This window comes from Rhizobium sp. BT03 (assembly GCF_030053155.1).
Taxonomy (GTDB): domain Bacteria; phylum Pseudomonadota; class Alphaproteobacteria; order Rhizobiales; family Rhizobiaceae; genus Rhizobium.
In genome coordinates this window covers 4,308,544-4,325,846 of record NZ_CP125640.1, presented here as the reverse complement: position 1 = coordinate 4,325,846, position 17,303 = coordinate 4,308,544, and the positions used below count along the sequence as shown (strand labels likewise).

Genomic DNA, 17,303 nt, shown 5'->3' with positions numbered 1-17,303 from the left:
AACACGTGTGCAACATGCTTGACTTTTCCACGTTACACGGACAAACGGGATGTGGGGATGTGGGGATGGGGTCTGGGTCATGCGGGGTTATTCCAAGAACATCTGTCGCGCCGGGATGGCACTGGCGCTTGCTCTGCCCGGTTTCGGGCCATCGGCAAGGGCCGAGCCGGTGCAGCGTGCAACACCGGTCGCCGGTTCCGTCATCGCGCGCAAGGCGGGCGAAGAGGTCCGTTTCATCGACGTGTCGAACTGGCGTGTCGTCGATATCAATCAGGATCTCCTGACCGGCGACGTGCTGCGCACCAATGCCAACGGCCAGCTCGCCATCGTCTTTTCCGATCACACCCAGGTTCGCCTCGGCCGCAATTCCTCGCTGCAGGTCAAGAAAATGGCGGCCACCGGCGACACGACGCTGGAGCTGCAATCAGGAACGATCTGGGCGCGCGCCGAGCGCGGCGGCCAGGGGTTGACGGTCGAGACCCCTGCGGCGGCAGCCGCCATCCGCGGCACGGACTGGACGATGACCGTCGAGGGCTCCAAGACCTCGATGATCGTGCTGGAAGGGCGCGTGGCGCTGAGCAACCCGCAGGGCAGCGTCGAGGTGAACGAGGGCGAAGGCGCGGTCGCCACCATCGGCCAGGCGCCGCACAAGATCATCAGCGTCAATCCCGATGACCGCGAGCAAATGCTCTTCTATCTCCACCTGCGCGACGGCTTCGATCTGATGCCGACCTCGCCGCTGCGGGCCGACCGCATGGCCGCGGAGCGCCGCCGCCTGCTGGCGCGGCCGCCGGAGCGGCGCACGACTGAAGACTGGCTGGAGCTTGCCGAGGTGCAGAGCGCCTTCGACGGCCGCCAGGCCGCGGCCGCAACCCTGCAGAAGATCCGCGGCAGCAAGCTGACGGTGGCCCAGCAGGCGCGCGTCGACCTGATCGACGCCACCATCGCCGGCTCGGAGAAGCGCTACGGCGATGCCGCCAGGCTCTTCCAGAAGGCTTTGCCGCATCTCGACCCGACACGCCGCAACATGGCGCAATATGGTGGCTATTTCGCCCGCTCGCTCGCCGATCCCGCCCATGCCGAACAGCCGCCGGCCAACACCACCGGCCCCTATGGCGCAATCATGGAGGCCTATACGACAGGCTTTCTGAAAGACCCGCGTGCCGCGATCGAGATCATCAGGAAGGCGGAACAGCGCTATCCCGACGATCCGACCCTGCCGGCGGTACGCGCCCAGCTGGCCGAGCTCATCGACGACCGCGAGCAGATGAAGGAAGCGATAGAGCGCTCGCTGACGCTCGACCCCGATCATCCGATGGCGCTGTCGGCCCGCGCGGGCTACAGGGCGACCTATGAAAGCGATGTCAACGGCGCGCTCGCCGACCTGAACCGCGCCATCGCGCTTGCCCCCGGCGCATCGAGCACGCTGAATTCGCTCGGCCTGCTACAGAGCTCGCGCGATGCCAATGGCGAAGCGGAAGAGGCCTTCAAGAAGGCGATCGAGCTCGATCCGCAGGACCCGCTGCTGCATGCGAACCTCGCGATCCTTTATCTCGACCAGGCGCGGATGAAGGAAGCCAAGCGCGAAATCGACACCGCGATCGCCCTCGATCCGTCCTTCGATCTCGCTTTGCTCGCCCGCGGCCGCTACTACCTGCAAAGCGGCGAGCGCGAAAAGGCGCTGGCAGATCTGCTCGCCGCCAGCACCGCCAATCCCGCCCATTCACAGTCGCAGTTCATGCTTGCCGCCGCCCACTACGAAAAGGGCGACCGGCTTCCCTCCGAGCAGGCGCTCGACAACGCCAACCGTCTCGACGACGACGATCCCATCATCTCATCCTTCCGCACCGCGATCGATATCGACGATTACGATTCCGACGGCGCGATCCGCAACGCGCAGGAATATCTGCGCCGCTCTCGCGCCCGGGGCGGCGATTACAGCGGCCTCGGCGCCAATGCGGGCGCCGGTTCGACACTGAACGACGCCTTCCGGCTGCAGGGGCTGGATGCCTGGGGCCGTTACTACGGCGATGCCGTCTTCGATCCCTTCAAGGGCACCGGTTATTTCGACCAGTCGATCAAGGGCAGCATCTTTCCTTTCGTCAACGCGACAAGCTTCAGCGACGACAATATCATCCAGAACCGCGGCAACGCGTCGAGCTACTCATCCTTCATCCAGGGCCTGCTGATCTCTCCGCACATGCTATCCGGCCGCTCGCGCTCGGCGTCGCTCTTCGACGTGCCCTTCATCGAAGGCTCGCTCGGCGGCGGCATCAACAGCGTCGACGGCCACACGCGTGGCATCGGCGAAGCCGACATCCAGGGCTATTCGAATGAGACGATCCCGATCAGCTTCTATGGCAACTTGACCTGGGAAGAGCTGGCGCTCGACGGGGACTACCGAGACTTCGGCGGATATGCGACCGACAATAAACTGCTCGGCGGCAACGGCTATTTGACGGCGACGGTGACGCCGGACGACCGCATCGTGGCCTATTTCAATCACGCCAAGAATGATGGAACGCTGAATGCGCTGACGACGAATCCCTCGCTCTCGGACTCGCTGAATCCCGTATTGCGCTTCTTTGGCTTGCCGCTGGCACCGGACGAACTGCCGCTCTACACCACTCGGCGAGATACAGCGCAACTCACAAGCGCCGGCCTTGGCTGGAGCCATACCTTCGCCTATGAGAACGTCCTGAATGCTGCATTCCTCTATCAGCAGACCGAAGCGAAAACCACCAACGACATACAGTTCGACTGGGCGGACGTACCGTTTCTCGGCGGTCCCGGCCGGGACGTCAGACCTTTCCTGCAGACCAGCGACGAAAATGAATCAAAGGCCTACATCGCGGCCCTCAGCCACATTATCGGCGACGGGTCGCTAACCTGGCGTTACGGTATCGAGGGCGGCTGGGTCGACTCGTCTCGCGAGACCTATTTTCATCTCGAAGATGTCATCCCGGGCCTCATCGACGGCATGACCGACGGACCCACGGAGATCGAGGCTCGCACCAATATCGGCCGCGCCTATATCGATCTTCTGCATGACATCACGCCCAACCTGAAGGGCGAATATGCGCTCTTCGGCACGCGCCTGGAAGGCGATGGTGTCGATGTCAGCCGGCTCGAACCACGCTTCGGCCTTGCCTGGGCGCCGACGCAGAACCACTGGCTGCGCGCCGCCTTCATGCGCCAAAGCACAGAGACCGGCGTTCCCACCCTTGCGCCGATCGGCATCCTCGGTCTTCAGGCAAACCAGTTTTCCGTCGGTACCGAAGGTTACGTCGATACGGCGGCCTTCCAATGGGATGCCGAATGGACCGACCGTCTGTTCACCTCGGTGGAGTACCAGCATCAGGAACTCCATGATTTCTCGATCGGTCTGCCGCTGATCGCGCTTCCGGCCATCGACAGCCTGCCGCTCGCGCGCGGCAGCATCGACCGCGCCGCCGTCACCGCCAACGTTGCGCTCGGCCACGGTTTCGGCCTCTCGGCTACCTACGCCTACATGGATTCCGAAAACAAGGATCCAGGAACATTCAACTACGGCGGCTCGCTCCCCTATATCCCGAAGAATTCCGGCCAGATCGCGCTGACCTGGGTCAACGAGGCCAAGGTCAAAGCGACGGTGGCGGCCAATTACATTGGCGAGCGCGACGGCGACGATCTCGGCACCAAGCTCGACGATTACTGGAGCCTCGACGCCCACCTCGTCTGGGAACCCTTCGACAAGCGCATGGAGCTCGAGGCTGCCGCCTATAACCTGCTCGACGAAGATTTCGAGATCACGCCCGGCGTGCCCGGCTGGGGCCGCGCCTTCAAGGGCACGCTCAAAGTCCGCTTCTGATGCGCACGCAGGACAAGCGCCAGCAGGCCGGGCTGGATGGCGGCCAGGCCGTAAACCGCCGCCTGAGACTGCTGGTGCTGTCGCTCGCCGTGCTGATCGCCATTTCGCTGCTGTCACGCCTGCCCGCCTGGTCGCTGCTGGAACTCAGAAGCTTCGACTATCTGTCGACCATCGACGATCCCCGGCCGCCACCCGGCGGACCGGTCATCGTCGCGATCGACGAACCCTCGCTTGCCGATATCAACGCGCAATGGCCCTGGCCGCGCAGCCTGCATGCCGAGCTCATCAGCCAGCTGCGTGCCGCCGGCGCCCGCGTCATCGGCCTCGACATCATCATGGCCGAACCCTCCAACCCCGGCAATGACACGGCGATCGCCAAGGCCGTCGGTCCCGACACCGTGCTTGCCGGCGACGAAACGCTGATCGAAACGCCGCAGGCCTCGCAGCTGATCCGCGCCACGCCGCTGCCGGCGCTGACGCAAGCGGGTGCCGTGACCGGCATCGCCTCGATCGATCTCAGCGGCGACGGCATCTTCCGCCGCATTCCGGGCTATGAGGACGGCTTTGCCGCCATGCTGGCCATGGCCTCCGGCGCGGAGGCGCAGATCCTGCCGGCCGGCCGGCTGATCCAGTCCTTCGGCCCGGCCCGCAGCTACCCCACAGTCTCCTACTACCAGGCGCTCGACCCTGAGAATCTGTTGCCGCCGGGTTATTTCAAGGACCGCGTCGTCCTCGTCGGGCTCAGCCTGCAAAATGCGCCCGCCATCGACAAAGGTGGCGTCGACGCCTTCGCGACACCCTATACGGTTCACACCGGCAAGCTCGTCCCCGGCGTCGAAATCCAGGCGACGATTTACGACAATATCCGCTACGGCCTGTCGATCCGCGAAGCGCGCCTGCCGATGGTTGCCGCGTGCATCCTGATCTCGGTGCTGCTGGCGGCTGCGACCGTCTGGCGCTCGACGGGATGGCTGACGATCGTGACCAGTGCGGCAGCCCTCCTTGCCTTCGCGGCCGTCAGCTTTGCCGGCATCCGGCTTGCCCATGTCTTCGTCTCGCCGCTCGGCCCGACCGTCGCCTATATGTCGGTCGTCTTCGGCCAGGCCGCCTTCGATTATGCCGAGGAGCGCCGCAACAAGCGCCAGATCATCCGCGCCTTCGCCCAATATATCTCGCCCGATCTCGTCCGGCGCCTGTCCAACGACCCCTCGCAGCTGAAGCTCGGCGGCGAGCGGCGCACGCTCTCCGTGCTGTTTTCCGATGTGCGGGGCTTCACCACCATCGCCGAAACGCTGAAGGACGATCCGGAGCAGCTGACCGGCCTGATCAACCGGCTGCTGACGCCGCTCTCCGACGTGGTGATGGATCACGGCGGCACGATCGACAAATATATGGGCGACTGCATCATGGCCTTCTGGAATGCGCCGCTCGACGATCCCGACCACGCCCTCCACGCCGTGCGCGCCTCGCTCGCCATGCAGGCGGCGATTTCGAGGCTGAACAATCAGCTGGAGCGGGAGGCGGCGGCACGCGGCGGCAAACCGCACGTGCTGAAGATGGGCGTCGGCATCAACACCGGAGAATGCATCGTCGGCAATATGGGCTCGACCCGCCGCTTCGACTATTCCTGCCTCGGCGACAGCGTCAACCTCGCCTCCCGCCTCGAAGGCGCCTCGAAGAATTACGGCGTGGCGCTGCTGCTCGGCGAGGAAACCGCAAGACTGGTCGCCGCCAACTACACCGTAATCGAACTCGACCGCATCATCGTCAAGGGCCGCACTCTGCCCTCGCCCGTCTTCACCGTCGTACACAAGGCCGATGCGAAAGCGCTGGCCAGCCACCAGGCTTTCATCGAAGCCAAATATGCCGGCACGCTCGCACCATCCGATCCGGCCTTCGACAAACTGACCGCTGCTATCCCCGAGCTTGCCGGCTATTATGCGATCGTGCGGGATGCACTGCTTGGTGATGGCGGGGAATGATCGGGCTGCATTCCTCCACACATGAGATTTGTGACCCGGATGCTCAGCTACGAACCGCTCGTTTTGCCAAACCGTACATATTGGTGGGTGCGCCGTGCAGCATCACCTCGCGTTCGAAGTTGAAGCCACTTTTCTCGAGGATGCGCCTGGACGCGGCATTGACGGGACGAACCAATCCGATCACGCGGTCCGCATGCAGGTCGTCGAAGGCAAAGGTCAGCGTTTCCCGCAACAGCTCCGTGGCATAGCCATGCCCCCAGCTTTCCGGCTGCAGATGGTATGAAATATTGAGGCTGCCGAATTCCTTGGAAACGGTCACGCCGCCAAAACCGATCAGCCCACCTTTCGTCTCGACCGCCCAGCGTCCAAAGCCGTGGTCTCTCCAGTGTTCGATGTCGCGCGCAAGCCGTGCGGCACTTTCTTCCGGCGAGTCCGGCCGGGGCACGGGCCGATGCGCAACCAGCTCCGGCCGGGAAAAAAGCCCGGTGAGGAAATGGATATCTCCAACTGCAGGAATCCTCAGTTGCAATCTCGCGGTATGCCGAATTGCCGGCGGCGCAGCGCCATCGAATTCCTTATCGAACATCGTCTACCTCTTCATCGAGGACGCGATATCCTCGGCAGCTCTTATCCAGGCGCGGCATCGTCTCTTGGGTGTCGGCGCCTCTACGCTCGCCTTCCACCACCGGGCGAGGAGATTTGCAGGAGACGATAACATTCTTTCGCGCTATGAAGGGTGATCATAATTCCCGCCCATAGACCCGAGGTCACTTCCATGACTTTGAAAGTTCTCTTCATTGGCGGCACCGGCCAGATCTCCTATCCATGCGTCGAGCGTGCCGTTGCCGAGGGTCATCATGTCAGCCTCTACAATCGCGGCTTGAGAAACACTGCCTTGCCCGCAGGGGTGACCTCGATCGTCGGCGAACTTGGATCGGGCAGCTATGCGGATCTCGCCAAGGCCAATTATGACGTCGTCTGCCAGTTCATCGCCTTCACCCCGGATCAAGTGGAGCGCGACATCGCGCTGTTTTCGGGCAATTGCGGCCAGTATATTTTCATCTCTTCGGCCTCGGTCTATGAAAAGCCGCCGCGTCACTACGTGATCACCGAGGAGACGCCGGCGATCAATCCCTACTGGCCTTACAGCCAGGCCAAGATCGCCTGCGAGGAACAGCTCAAAAACGCCGGCAAGCTCGCCTGGACGATCATCCGCCCCAGCCACACCGTTCGCACCGGCCTGCCGATCATGATGGGCGATAGCGATGTCATGGCAAGACGCATGCTGGATGGAGACCCCATCATCGTGGCGGGCGACGGCCACACGCCCTGGACGCTGACCCGCTCAATCGATTTCGCCGTGCCTTTCGTCAGGCTTTTCGGCAATCAGGCAGCGCTCAACGAGATTTTCCACATCACCTCCGATCGCGCGCATATCTGGGACGATATTCAAAAGACGATCGCAAGATTGCTGGGCGTCGAGGCAAAGATCGTCCACGTGCCGACGGACACGCTGATCCGGTACAATTCGGATTGGGCAGGCCCGCTTCTCGGCGACAAGGCCTGGACGGCGATCTTCGACAATTCGAAGGTCAAGCGCGTCGCGGGCGACTTCACCTGCGCCGAGAGCCTGGATGAAATCCTGGCCGAGCCGATCATCCATCTCAAGCAGCGCCTCACCAAAATCCGTCCGTCGAAGGGTGAGCTGGATGCTTTAATCGACAGGATTTGCGCCGAGCAAGGCGCTCTCGGCTAGGATAATGCGATCTTTTAGCGCGACACCCTCCAACGCTCCTCATCCTGAGGCGCGCAGGCCGAAGGCCGGAGCCTCGAAGGACACGCTCCGACGCTGCTCCTTGCATCCATCGCTGCCGGTGCACCCGCCTCGTCCTTCGAGGCCCCTATGGGGCACCTCAGGATGAGGCTCTCTTGGGCGCCGGCGCCTTGGCGGCCTGACTACTCCAGCCGCCGTGCCTCCAGAGGAGCCTCTTGCCTGAAGCCGTCGAAACAGCGGCCGCCGTGCAAAGCGAGCTCGCTGTCGGCCAATGCGAGGAGCCGGCCGCCATTGCCCTGCGCCGCCAACCGGAACGCAGCATCGAACTCGGCCGCGAGTTGCACATCGAGCTTGCGCATGAGGCGAGGTGCCCATTTTCCTCGTCCGGTCCATGTGCCGCGCCCGAGCAGGATCAGGTCGGCAAGCTTCTGGTAGAGCAGCGCGGCGATGGCGGCGATTTCTTCCTGCGGGCGGTCGCCGCGCAGGTCATCGGCGAGTCGGAGACCTGATAGCGCAGCATGTCATAACCCACGCCGGCAAGCGGCTTCGGCCCTGCGGCCAACACTTCCGCCGCCTTTGTCTGGATCAGACGCGCATGCTCGGCATCCGGCCCGAAGAAGCTGCCGGTCGCAACCATATTGACCATGACCGGACAGCCGCTCTCCGCGTCCTGGTGGAGATAATGCGCCAGTGTCTGCGGATCATGGACGAAGGCTTCGACAGGAAAATCCTCTTCCGTGAAGGATTCCCGCCAGGCTCTTTCCAGCGACGGAAACACCACGACCAGGTCGATATCCGAAAAGGCGGTGCCCTCGCCGCGGATGAGCGAACCGGAGACATAGGCGAAGGCGGCCCCCGCATAGCGGTTGGCGACGCAGCGGCGGGCGACGGCGAGCGCTCGCTCCGCAAGAATATGTTTCTGGATGTCGTCCACGATCTCGTCCTCGAATAGCGGCAGACGAGCGGATATGAAAAAACCCGCTCGTTTCCGGCGGGTTGGGTCTCAACAGCAATGAACGGAATTCAGTTCACGCGTCTGCCACCCACCGCCCTGGCGGTGGTCGTAGACATCGTCGACACTGCAAAAATCCCGTTCATAGCGGCGAGGATATCGCCCGGCGGCGGCAGCGTCAATGCGCCGAGAATGCTTCCCCGCCGCGTTGTTTTCCGTCTAAGATGGCGCCAAGACTCGTCAACCAGGAGGAGCCCGCCCATGTCCGATCCAGCCACTGTCATCCCGCTTCCCAAACCGGTTCTGCTGCCGGTCGAAGGCAGCGATGAGCGCTTTCCGGTGCGCCGCGTCTATTGCGTCGGGCGCAATTATGCCGACCATGCGATCGAGATGGGCCATGATCCCACCCGCGAGCCCCCCTTCTTCTTCCAGAAGAATGCCGAGAACCTGCTGCCGGCAGGCAGCGCTTTTCCCTATCCGCCCCTCTCGAAGGACGTGCATTACGAGGTCGAATGCGTGCTGGCGCTGAAATCCGGCGGCGCGAATATCCAGGCCGCGCAAGCGCTCGACTGCATCTACGGCTATGCCGTCGGCATCGATTTCACCCGCCGCGATCTGCAGGGCGAGGCCAAGAAGCTCGGCCGCCCCTGGGAAGTCGCCAAAGCCTTCGAACATTCGGCCCCCGTCTCGGCCATCGTGCCTGCGAGCCGCCTCGGCCACCCCGGCAAAGGCCGGATCTGGCTGGAGCAGAACGGCAAGCGCGTCCAGGACGGCAATCTCAACCAGATGATCTGGAAGGTGCCGGAGATCATCGCCGAGCTGTCGAAGCTCTTCACCTTGGCGCCGGGCGATATCATCATGACCGGCACGCCCGCCGGCGTCGGTGCGGTTACCAGGGGCGACCGCATCAGTTGCGGCATCGACGGCGTTGCCACCCTATCGGTCGAGGTCGCCTGAGGAGAGAGCAATGCCCTTCTATGCGCTCGGCGGATCGACGCCGAAATTGCCCGCCGCCGGCCTCTATTGGATCGCACCGGACGCCAATATCATCGGCCAGATCGAGCTCGGCGAGAATGTCGGCGTCTGGTTCGGCGCCGTGCTGCGCGGCGACAATGAGAAGATCACCGTCGGCGAAGGGACCAATATCCAGGAAGGCGTGATGGCCCATACCGATATGGGCTTCCCGCTGATCACGGGCAAAGGCTGCACCATCGGCCACCACGCCATCCTCCACGGCTGCACGCTGGGAGACAACGTGCTGATCGGCATGGGCGCCACGATCCTGAACGGCGCGAAGATCGGCAACAATTGCCTCGTCGGCGCCAATGCGCTGGTGACGGAAGGCAAGGAATTCCCCGACAATTCCCTGATCGTCGGGGCGCCTGCCCGCGCCGTGCGTCTGCTCGACGACGCCGCGATCGAAGCCATCCGCCGCTCCGCCGAAAACTACATTGCCAACTGGCAACGCTTCGCCCGCGATCTCAAGCAGATCGGTTGATCGGGCAATTGAGAAGAAGTGGTGGCCAGCCCCGTCCTTCGAGGCCCCTACGGGGCGCCTCAGGATGAGGCTGGAGAGGGGTGGCAATCTGATGGCCGTTGAGCCTTGCATGGCTCGGCTTCGTCGACGAGCGTCGGCTGACGGCTCCACGCTGATTTTCGTTGAAAAACCGCGTTACTCGGCAGCTTCGAGGAACTGGCTGTTTCGCGAGGAAGAGGCAAGCGCCTGAACCCTGGCTTCGGCCTTGGCGATCAGCTGATAGAATTCGTCCTGCGCTTCGACATCCAGTTGAATGACGGCATTGACGTCATCGGGCGTATCGCAAACGCAGGCGACTGCCGAAATGGGACAGATGCCGCCAGGGTAACGCTTGCCGGTTCCGGTATAGGCGCGACGGCCCCAACGCTCGGAATAGACCGTTTCTTCCCGCTCGAGATGCAGGATCGTTCCCTTGCAGGCAGTCACAATGGCCGCCTTGCCATAGGCGAACCAATGATAGTTCAGCCTCCGGAGAATATATTTGCCGGTGATATCTTCGCCAGCCAGTTCGGCAGGGTTTTCAATCATTCTGATCATGAAGGCTTCCCTCAACGTTTGCAGAATATCCTTCATCTCTGCTTACGCGGCAAGTCGAAAAACGCTGATTTTGGAGGCACTTAGTCACAAAGTGTTTCCGATTCTTACACCAGGCAGGTGCCAGGCACCGCGTGGGGCACACAATTCTTCGTCGAATTTACCGCAATCTGCACCCGATTTGGGCGTTGTTCGCGGTGGCGCCGGGCACCTTGGCGCCTAAACGGCGACGCGCCTCAGGAAAACTCACCAGCGCGGGGACCGGCAAGCGTCACGCGCCAGCCCGTGCGCGATTGGAAATCCTGAGTGGCCAGAAACGTATAGCCCGTCATGCGCCAGGGCCTCACGGCGCTGGTCAGATTGTCGAGCACAAAATCGCCGCCGTCGGTCCGGGCAATGAGAACGACATGGTTTTGATCATGCGGTCCAATGACCACCGAAAGCGCCAGGCGGTTGGATGGAAAACCAGCCTCGATCAGGTCCTTCATCTTCTGGAGGGCATAGTCCTCACAGTCGCCACGGCCGGCAACCGGCAGTGACCAAACATCCCCATGGGAAGATGGACGGTCTTCTGCGGGAATAATGCGCCCATTTACGGCCCGATTGATCTTTTGAAGCAGCGCTATTCCTGCCGCGTCGTTGCGCTGTTGCGCCGCCATCCTGCCGCACAGCCACTTGTACTTGGCGCAAGCTGCGCCGAAGCCCACGGGCGCGCCGATGCTTCTTGTCACAGGCAGCGATGACCCGGCAACAGCTTGAAAAGGCACAAGAATGGCTAAAACAGCAGCAAGAGAAAAGAGACGCTTCATAGCCGATTCCCCTTATTTGTCCCGCGACAATAACAGAGTCGGGATAAAAATTTATTAAAATTTTATACTTGAGAATTTAACCGTATTGCATAGACGGCACAGATTAACCATTGTTTATTCTTCACGTTAATTCATTGTTAGTATAAGAACTCTCCCCATTAACGTTCGGTTAACCTTGGGAGACGCATGAAATGTTCAGCAGAGCATCGAAATTCGGCCTGGCCATTGCTTCCCTTCTGGCAAGCAGCAGCTTGGCAACGGCAGCCCCGGCAGTCGTTAATTGCAACAGCGCCGTCCGCGGCACACTCGAATACCGGCTGTGCATGCCGACCAGATCAATTCCGGCCGGCAGCAAGTTCAGCCCGAGAGATAGCGACCCCAGCAGCCAGGGCACCGGCAGCGGCAAGAAGACATCGAGCACCGGCTCGACTTCCGAGAACAGCGGCAATAGCGGCAGCGGCAACCAGGTTGCGGACGGTGGCGGAAATGACACCGGCGGCAAGGACCACGATCATCACGGCGGCAAGGGTGGAAAAGATCACGATCATGGCAAGGATGGGCATGGGAAAGACCACCACGGCGACAAGGACCGCGATCATCACGACGGCAAGGGCGGAAAAGATCACGGGCACGACAAGGACGGCCCGGGCAAGGGCGGCAATGACGGCCCCGACAAGGGCGACAACGGCGGCTCTGGTAAGAGCGACAATGGCGGCTCCGGCAAGAGCGACAACGGCGGCTCCGGCAAGGGCGACAACGGCGGCTCTGGTAAGAGCGACAATGGCGGCTCCGGCAAGAGCGACAACGGCGGCTCCGGCAAGAGCGACAATGGCGGCTCCGGCAAGAGCGACAACGGCGGCTCCGGCAAGAGCGACAATGGCGGCTCCGGCAAGGGCGACAATGGCGGCTCCGGCAAGAGCGACAACGGCGGCTCCGGCAAGAGCGACAACGGCGGCTCTGGTAAGAGCGACAATGGCGGCTCCGGCAAGAGCGACAATGGCGGCTCCGGCAAGAGCGACAACGGCGGCTCCGGCAAAGGCGACAACGGCGGCTCCGGCAAAGGCGACAACGGCGACTCGGGCAAGGGCGACAATGGCGGCTCCGGCAAGGGTGGCTCTGAATCCAAGCCGGAATAACCCCATCGGCGAAACGAAAGCGAGAGGTGAGGCCGGGTTTCCGGCCTCACCTTTTGAATTGCTGCTTATGGATCGATTGGTGTCCAACACCCGAGCAAGGCCAGACGCCGCGGCAAACCCCGGACAATCGATCTTGCGAGCGAAGCTTACGCCGCACAGGCCTCGCACAAACCGCGGATCTCGATCGTCGTCTTCTCGGGCTTGAACTTCTGCCCCCGCACCCAGCCCATCAGCCGGTGGTCGACCTCGTGGTCGTGGAACTCCATCACCTGGCCGCAGCTTTCGCAGATGGCGAAGGCGACGATGCCGTGGCTGTGGCAGTCGTCGCCGGGATGGGCGCAGGCGACGAAGGAATTGATGCTTTCGAGCCGGTGCACGACACCGTATTCGAGCAGCTTTTCCAACGCCCGGTAGACCTGCAGCGGTGCGCGGAAACCATGATCGCGCAGCTTGTCGAGGATGGTATAGGCGCTGAGCGGCCCTTCGGCCTTTTCGAGCACGTCGAAGACCAGCGACTGGTTCTTGGTGAGTTGCGGTGTCGTCATGAGCCTTGTCCTTGCATGACTGCGCGGTGCCGTCTCAGGGGAAGCAGGCTGAGAATGAAGAGGATCAGCGCCGCGACCACGATCGAGGGACCGGAGGGCGTGTCGTAGGTGAGCGAGCCGAACAGCCCGCCGACGACGGCGGCTGCCCCGATGACCGAGGCGAGCACCGCCATCATCTCCGGCGTCGCCGAAAAGCGCCGCGCCGCAGCCGCCGGAATGATCAGCAGCGAGGTGATCAGCATGATGCCGACGATCTTCATGGCGATGGCGATGACGACGGCCATCAAAAGCATGAAGAACAGCCGCGCCCGCTCCGGCTTCAGCCCCTCGGCCTCGGCAAGCTCGGCATTGACGGTTGCCGCCAGCAGCGGCCGCCAGAGCCAGGCCATCGCCACGAGCACGAAGAGCCCTCCACCCCAGATCAGCGCGATGTCGGTCGTTGAAACCGCAAGGATATCGCCGAACAGGAAGGCGATGAGATCGATCCGCACCCAGCTCATGAAGGCGACCATGACGAGGCCGATCGCCAGCGTGGCATGCGAGAGGATGCCGAGCAGCGCATCGGCCGACAGCGCCTGGCGCTTCTGCAGGAAGAGCAGCAGCACCGATACGAGGGCTGCGACGGCAAAGACGGCCAGCGTCAGATTGAGTTCGAAAAGCAGCGACAGCGCGACGCCGAGCAGCGCCGAATGGGCGATCGTATCGCCGAAATAAGCCATACGCCGCCAGATGATGAAGCAGCCGAGCGGCCCCGTCGTCAGTGCCAGCCCGACGCCGGCGAGGATGGCGCGCACGAAGAAATCATCAAGCATGGCGGCCCTCCGCACTGTGGGAATGGACATGCGCGTGCTCATGTCCATGCTGATCGTCATGAGCATGACCGTCATGCGCATGATGCCCGTCCTCAGGGAAGCAATGATCCGTCACCGTGCCGTCGGCATGCTGCACGCGCCCGTCCGGCAGGTGCGTATGGTCGTGATGATGGCTGTAGACGGCGAGCGTCTGCGCGGCCCGGCTGCCGAACAGGCGCACATATTCCGGGCTGCGGCTGACGGCTTCGGGCGTGCCGCGGCAGCAGACATGGCCGTTGAGGCAGATAACCGTGTCGGTCTCGGCCATGACGACATGCAGATCGTGCGAGATCAGCAGGATGCCGCAGCCGCTGGCATTGCGGATCGATTTGATCAGATCGTAGAGCGCGATCTCGCCGGAGAAATCGACGCCCTGTACCGGCTCGTCGAGCACCAGCAGATCGGGTTTGCGGGCAATGGCGCGCGCCATCAGCGCCCGCTGGAATTCGCCCCCGGAGAGATGCTGCACCTCGGCATCGAGCATATGGTCGATGCCGGCGGCTTCGAGCGCGGCACGCATGTCGCGTTCTGGCAGGGGGCCGGTCAGCGTCATCAGCCGGCGCACCGAAAGCGGCAGCGTCCAGTCGATCGCAAGCTTCTGCGGGACATAGCCGACCTTCAGGCCGGCCAGACGCTCCACCCTGCCCTCATTCGGCTTCAGCACGCCGATCGCCGCCTTGGCGCTCGTCGACTTGCCGGAGCCGTTCGGCCCGATCAGCGTGACGATCTCGCCGCGCGAGACGGAAAATTCGACGCCGCGCACCAGCCAGCGGCCGTTGCGCAGAACGCCGACATTCTCAAGCGAAACCAGCGGTTCGCCCTTCGTATTTGCGGGAGAGAGCATCAAATTTTCCGACAGCGCTGTTGTATCCTGCTATTGCACACGTTATAGCATAACGCAATTGATGTAATAACATAACATCTGCAATTCAAGCGGAGCATCCGATGAAACGCGCCCTGGGCCCAGCCCTGAAGACCTTGGCCTTTAGAATTCCGGCCGCCCTCGCTCTCCCGGCGCTGGCGGTCCCGGCCTTGCTGTTTGCCGGCACCATGCGGGCGGCCGACGCGCCCGTCGTCGTCACCTCGATCAAGCCGATCCATTCGCTGGTTGCGGCGATCATGCAGGGTGTGGGCGAACCGGAGCTGATCGTCGATGGCGCCGCCTCCCCGCATACCTACAGCCTGAAGCCGTCGAATGCGCGCGCGCTGCAGGAAGCCAAGGTAATCTTCTGGACCGGCCCCGGCCTCGAGGCTTTCCTGGAAAAGCCGCTTGAGGCGCTGGGCTCGAAGGCCAGCATCGCCGAGCTCGACAATGCCCCCGGCCTCGTCAAGCTGCCCTTCCGCGAAGGCGGCGCCTTCGAGCCGCATGATGACGGCGACCATGAAGCCGCTGCCGCCGACGATCACGACCATGAAGCCGCCGGCGCCGGACATGAGGAAGCGCACGCCCATCACGATGATCATGAGGAACATGAACACGGGCATGGCGCCTTCGACACGCATCTCTGGCTCGACCCGATGAATGCCAAGGCGATGGCCGCCATGATCACCACGACGCTCGTCGCCGCCGATCCCGCCAATGCGCTGACCTACCAGGCCAATGCCAAGGCGCTGGACGACAAGCTGACGGCGCTGGACAAGGAGATCGCCGCCACCGTCGCTCCCGTCAAGAACAAGCCCTTTATCGTCTTCCACGACGCCTACCAGTATTTCGAGCACCGCTACGGCATCCGCGTCGCCGGTTCGATCACCGTCAGCCCGGAAACCATTCCCGGCGCCGAGCGCGTTTCGGAAATCCACCGCAAGGTCGGCGAACTCGGCGCCACCTGCGTCTTTGCCGAACCGCAATTCGAGCCGCGCCTCGTCAATGTCGTCACCGAGGGCACCAACGCAAGGTCCGGCGTGCTCGACCCCGAAGCGGCGACGCTGAAGGCCGGCCCCGATCTCTACTTCACCCTCATGCGCGGCATCACCGAGAGCATGAAGGATTGCCTCTCCAGCGCATGATTGTCATGCGGCACTCCGGGGAGAGCTGAGGCGGAAAGAGGCGGATGACCCCGTTCCGCCTTTTTTCGGCGCCATCTATGTAATGATATAACATTAATATGTGAGGTTTCATGGACAACAGACTTCCGGTCACGGTGCTCTCCGGCTTTCTCGGCGCCGGCAAGACGACGCTGCTGAATCACGTTCTCGCCAATCGCGACGGCATGCGCGTCGCCGTCATCGTCAACGATATGAGCGAGGTGAATATCGACGCCGCCCTCGTGCGCGATGGCGGCGCCAATCTCTCACGCACCGAGGAGCAACTGGTCGAAATGACCAATGGCTGCATCTGCTGCACGCTGCGCGACGACCTCCTGAAGGAGGTGCGCGATCTGGCGACCCAAAGCCGCTTCGATTACCTGCTGATCGAATCCACTGGCATCGCCGAGCCCCTGCCCGTCGCCACCACCTTCGAATTCCGCGACGAGAACGGAGAAAGCCTTTCCGACGTCGCAAGGCTGGATACGATGGTGACCGTCGTCGACACCGCCAATCTGCTCGCCGATTATGCCTCCGCCGATTTCCTCGCCGACCGCGGAGAAACGGCTGATGACGGCGACAACCGGACTATCATCGACCTGCTTGTCGAACAGATCGAATTCGCCGATGTCGTGGTGCTGAACAAGATCGGCACGGCAAGCGAGGCGGAACGCGACGCCGCACGGAAAATCATCACCGGCCTCAACCCCGATGCGCAGCTGATCGAGGCGGACTTCGGCAAGGTATCACTGAAGGAAGTGCTCGGCACCGGCCGCTTCGATATCGACAAGGCCGAGACCCATCCGCTCTGGTACAAGGAGCTGCACGGCTTCAAGGACCATGTGCCGGAGACCGAGGAATACGGCATCCGCTCCTTCGTCTATCGCGAGAAGCGGCCTTTCCATCCGGCAAAATTGCAGGCCTTTCTCGACAGGACATGGCCGGGCGTGGTGCGCGCCAAAGGCTTCTTCTGGCTGGCGACGCGCCCGCACCATGTCGGCGAAATCAGCCAGGCGGGCGCGCTCGTGCGCACCGGCAAGATGGGCCTCTGGTGGGCGGCGGTGCCGCGCGAACAATGGCCGGAAGAACCGGGTTTCCTCAGCGCCATCGGCCCCTATCTCGACCCCGTCTGGGGCGACCGCCGCCAGGAAATCGTCTTCATCGGCGCCGACCCGATGGACGAGGCCTGGATCAGGAGAGAACTCGACGCCTGTCTCGTCGAAACCGAAGCCTTCACGCCCGACCGCTGGCGCAACCTGCCCGACCCCTTCGCCAGCTGGAACAGGCAGGCGGCATGAAGGCGACGGC

Annotated in this window: 14 protein-coding genes and 1 pseudogene; 8 read left to right on the top strand and 7 right to left on the bottom strand. The window is 62.8% G+C overall.

The window, feature by feature from the left end; translation table 11 throughout:
- Positions 1 to 79: 79 nt before the first annotated feature.
- Together QMO80_RS20970 and QMO80_RS20965 are read left to right on the top strand one after the other, a co-directional pair.
- Entirely contained in the window at positions 80 to 3,850 is a 3,771-nt protein-coding gene (locus tag QMO80_RS20970; protein WP_283198196.1) for a FecR domain-containing protein, read from the top strand.
- Positions 3,850 to 5,832 carry an adenylate/guanylate cyclase domain-containing protein gene (locus tag QMO80_RS20965; RefSeq protein ID WP_283198195.1) on the top strand — a complete coding sequence of 661 codons (1,983 nt, stop codon included), beginning with the start codon at positions 3,850 to 3,852 and terminating at the stop codon, positions 5,830 to 5,832. The genes QMO80_RS20970 and QMO80_RS20965 overlap by 1 nt, the downstream gene beginning before the upstream one ends.
- A gap of 43 nt (positions 5,833 to 5,875) precedes the next feature.
- Here QMO80_RS20965 and QMO80_RS20960 read toward each other — a convergent pair whose 3' ends face one another.
- Positions 5,876 to 6,418: a GNAT family N-acetyltransferase gene (locus QMO80_RS20960; RefSeq protein WP_283198194.1), complete on the bottom strand. Its 543-nt coding sequence runs from the start codon at positions 6,416 to 6,418 to the stop codon at positions 5,876 to 5,878.
- A 189-nt stretch (positions 6,419 to 6,607) separates the two neighbouring features.
- On the opposite strand from QMO80_RS20960, the gene QMO80_RS20955 reads away from it, so the two are divergent.
- Positions 6,608 to 7,588, top strand: a complete 981-nt coding sequence (locus QMO80_RS20955) for an SDR family oxidoreductase (RefSeq protein WP_283198193.1) — start codon at positions 6,608 to 6,610, stop codon at positions 7,586 to 7,588.
- A 200-nt stretch (positions 7,589 to 7,788) separates the two neighbouring features.
- Here QMO80_RS20955 and QMO80_RS20950 read toward each other — a convergent pair.
- A pseudogene (locus QMO80_RS20950) lies at positions 7,789 to 8,540 on the bottom strand (nucleotidyltransferase domain-containing protein).
- A gap of 279 nt (positions 8,541 to 8,819) precedes the next feature.
- Here QMO80_RS20950 and QMO80_RS20945 point away from each other — a divergent pair.
- Both QMO80_RS20945 and QMO80_RS20940 read left to right on the top strand, forming a co-directional pair.
- A complete protein-coding gene (locus QMO80_RS20945; protein WP_283198192.1) occupies positions 8,820 to 9,515 on the top strand; it encodes a fumarylacetoacetate hydrolase family protein in 696 nt (231 codons plus the stop codon).
- Positions 9,516 to 9,525: 10 nt separating this feature from the next.
- Positions 9,526 to 10,056 (top strand): gamma carbonic anhydrase family protein, encoded by a 531-nt coding sequence (locus tag QMO80_RS20940; protein ID WP_283198191.1) that lies wholly within the window; start codon positions 9,526 to 9,528, stop codon positions 10,054 to 10,056.
- A gap of 174 nt (positions 10,057 to 10,230) precedes the next feature.
- On the opposite strand, the gene QMO80_RS20935 is transcribed toward QMO80_RS20940, so the two are convergent.
- Complete coding sequence (locus QMO80_RS20935; protein ID WP_012558183.1) at positions 10,231 to 10,632, bottom strand: hypothetical protein; 402 nt, start codon at positions 10,630 to 10,632, stop codon at positions 10,231 to 10,233.
- A gap of 233 nt (positions 10,633 to 10,865) precedes the next feature.
- Complete coding sequence (locus tag QMO80_RS20930; RefSeq protein ID WP_283198190.1) at positions 10,866 to 11,438, bottom strand: transglutaminase-like cysteine peptidase; 573 nt, start codon at positions 11,436 to 11,438, stop codon at positions 10,866 to 10,868.
- Between the two features lie 191 nt (positions 11,439 to 11,629).
- Between QMO80_RS20930 and QMO80_RS20925 the strand changes: the two genes are divergently transcribed.
- A complete protein-coding gene (locus QMO80_RS20925; protein ID WP_283198189.1) occupies positions 11,630 to 12,574 on the top strand; it encodes a hypothetical protein in 945 nt (314 codons plus the stop codon).
- Between the two features lie 146 nt (positions 12,575 to 12,720).
- On the opposite strand, the gene QMO80_RS20920 is transcribed toward QMO80_RS20925, so the two are convergent.
- Genes QMO80_RS20920 through QMO80_RS20910 form a run of 3 tightly spaced genes read right to left on the bottom strand, consistent with a single transcriptional unit; the run spans position 12,721 to position 14,814 of the window.
- Complete coding sequence (locus QMO80_RS20920; protein WP_003564680.1) at positions 12,721 to 13,119, bottom strand: Fur family transcriptional regulator; 399 nt, start codon at positions 13,117 to 13,119, stop codon at positions 12,721 to 12,723.
- Positions 13,116 to 13,931, bottom strand: coding sequence for a zinc ABC transporter permease subunit ZnuB (znuB, locus tag QMO80_RS20915; RefSeq protein WP_283198188.1), 816 nt, complete (start codon positions 13,929 to 13,931; stop codon positions 13,116 to 13,118). Before znuB ends, QMO80_RS20920 begins: the two co-directional genes overlap by 4 nt.
- A complete protein-coding gene (locus QMO80_RS20910; RefSeq protein WP_283198187.1) occupies positions 13,924 to 14,814 on the bottom strand; it encodes a metal ABC transporter ATP-binding protein in 891 nt (296 codons plus the stop codon). The genes znuB and QMO80_RS20910 overlap by 8 nt, the downstream gene beginning before the upstream one ends.
- 101 nt (positions 14,815 to 14,915) lie before the next feature.
- Here QMO80_RS20910 and QMO80_RS20905 point away from each other — a divergent pair, with 101 nt between their 5' ends.
- Both QMO80_RS20905 and zigA read left to right on the top strand, forming a co-directional pair.
- Positions 14,916 to 15,977 (top strand): zinc ABC transporter substrate-binding protein, encoded by a 1,062-nt coding sequence (locus QMO80_RS20905; protein WP_283198186.1) that lies wholly within the window; start codon positions 14,916 to 14,918, stop codon positions 15,975 to 15,977.
- Positions 15,978 to 16,087: 110 nt separating this feature from the next.
- On the top strand, positions 16,088 to 17,293 hold the full coding sequence (gene zigA / locus QMO80_RS20900; protein ID WP_283198185.1) for a zinc metallochaperone GTPase ZigA: 1,206 nt from the start codon (positions 16,088 to 16,090) through the stop codon (positions 17,291 to 17,293).
- Positions 17,294 to 17,303: the final 10 nt, after the last annotated feature.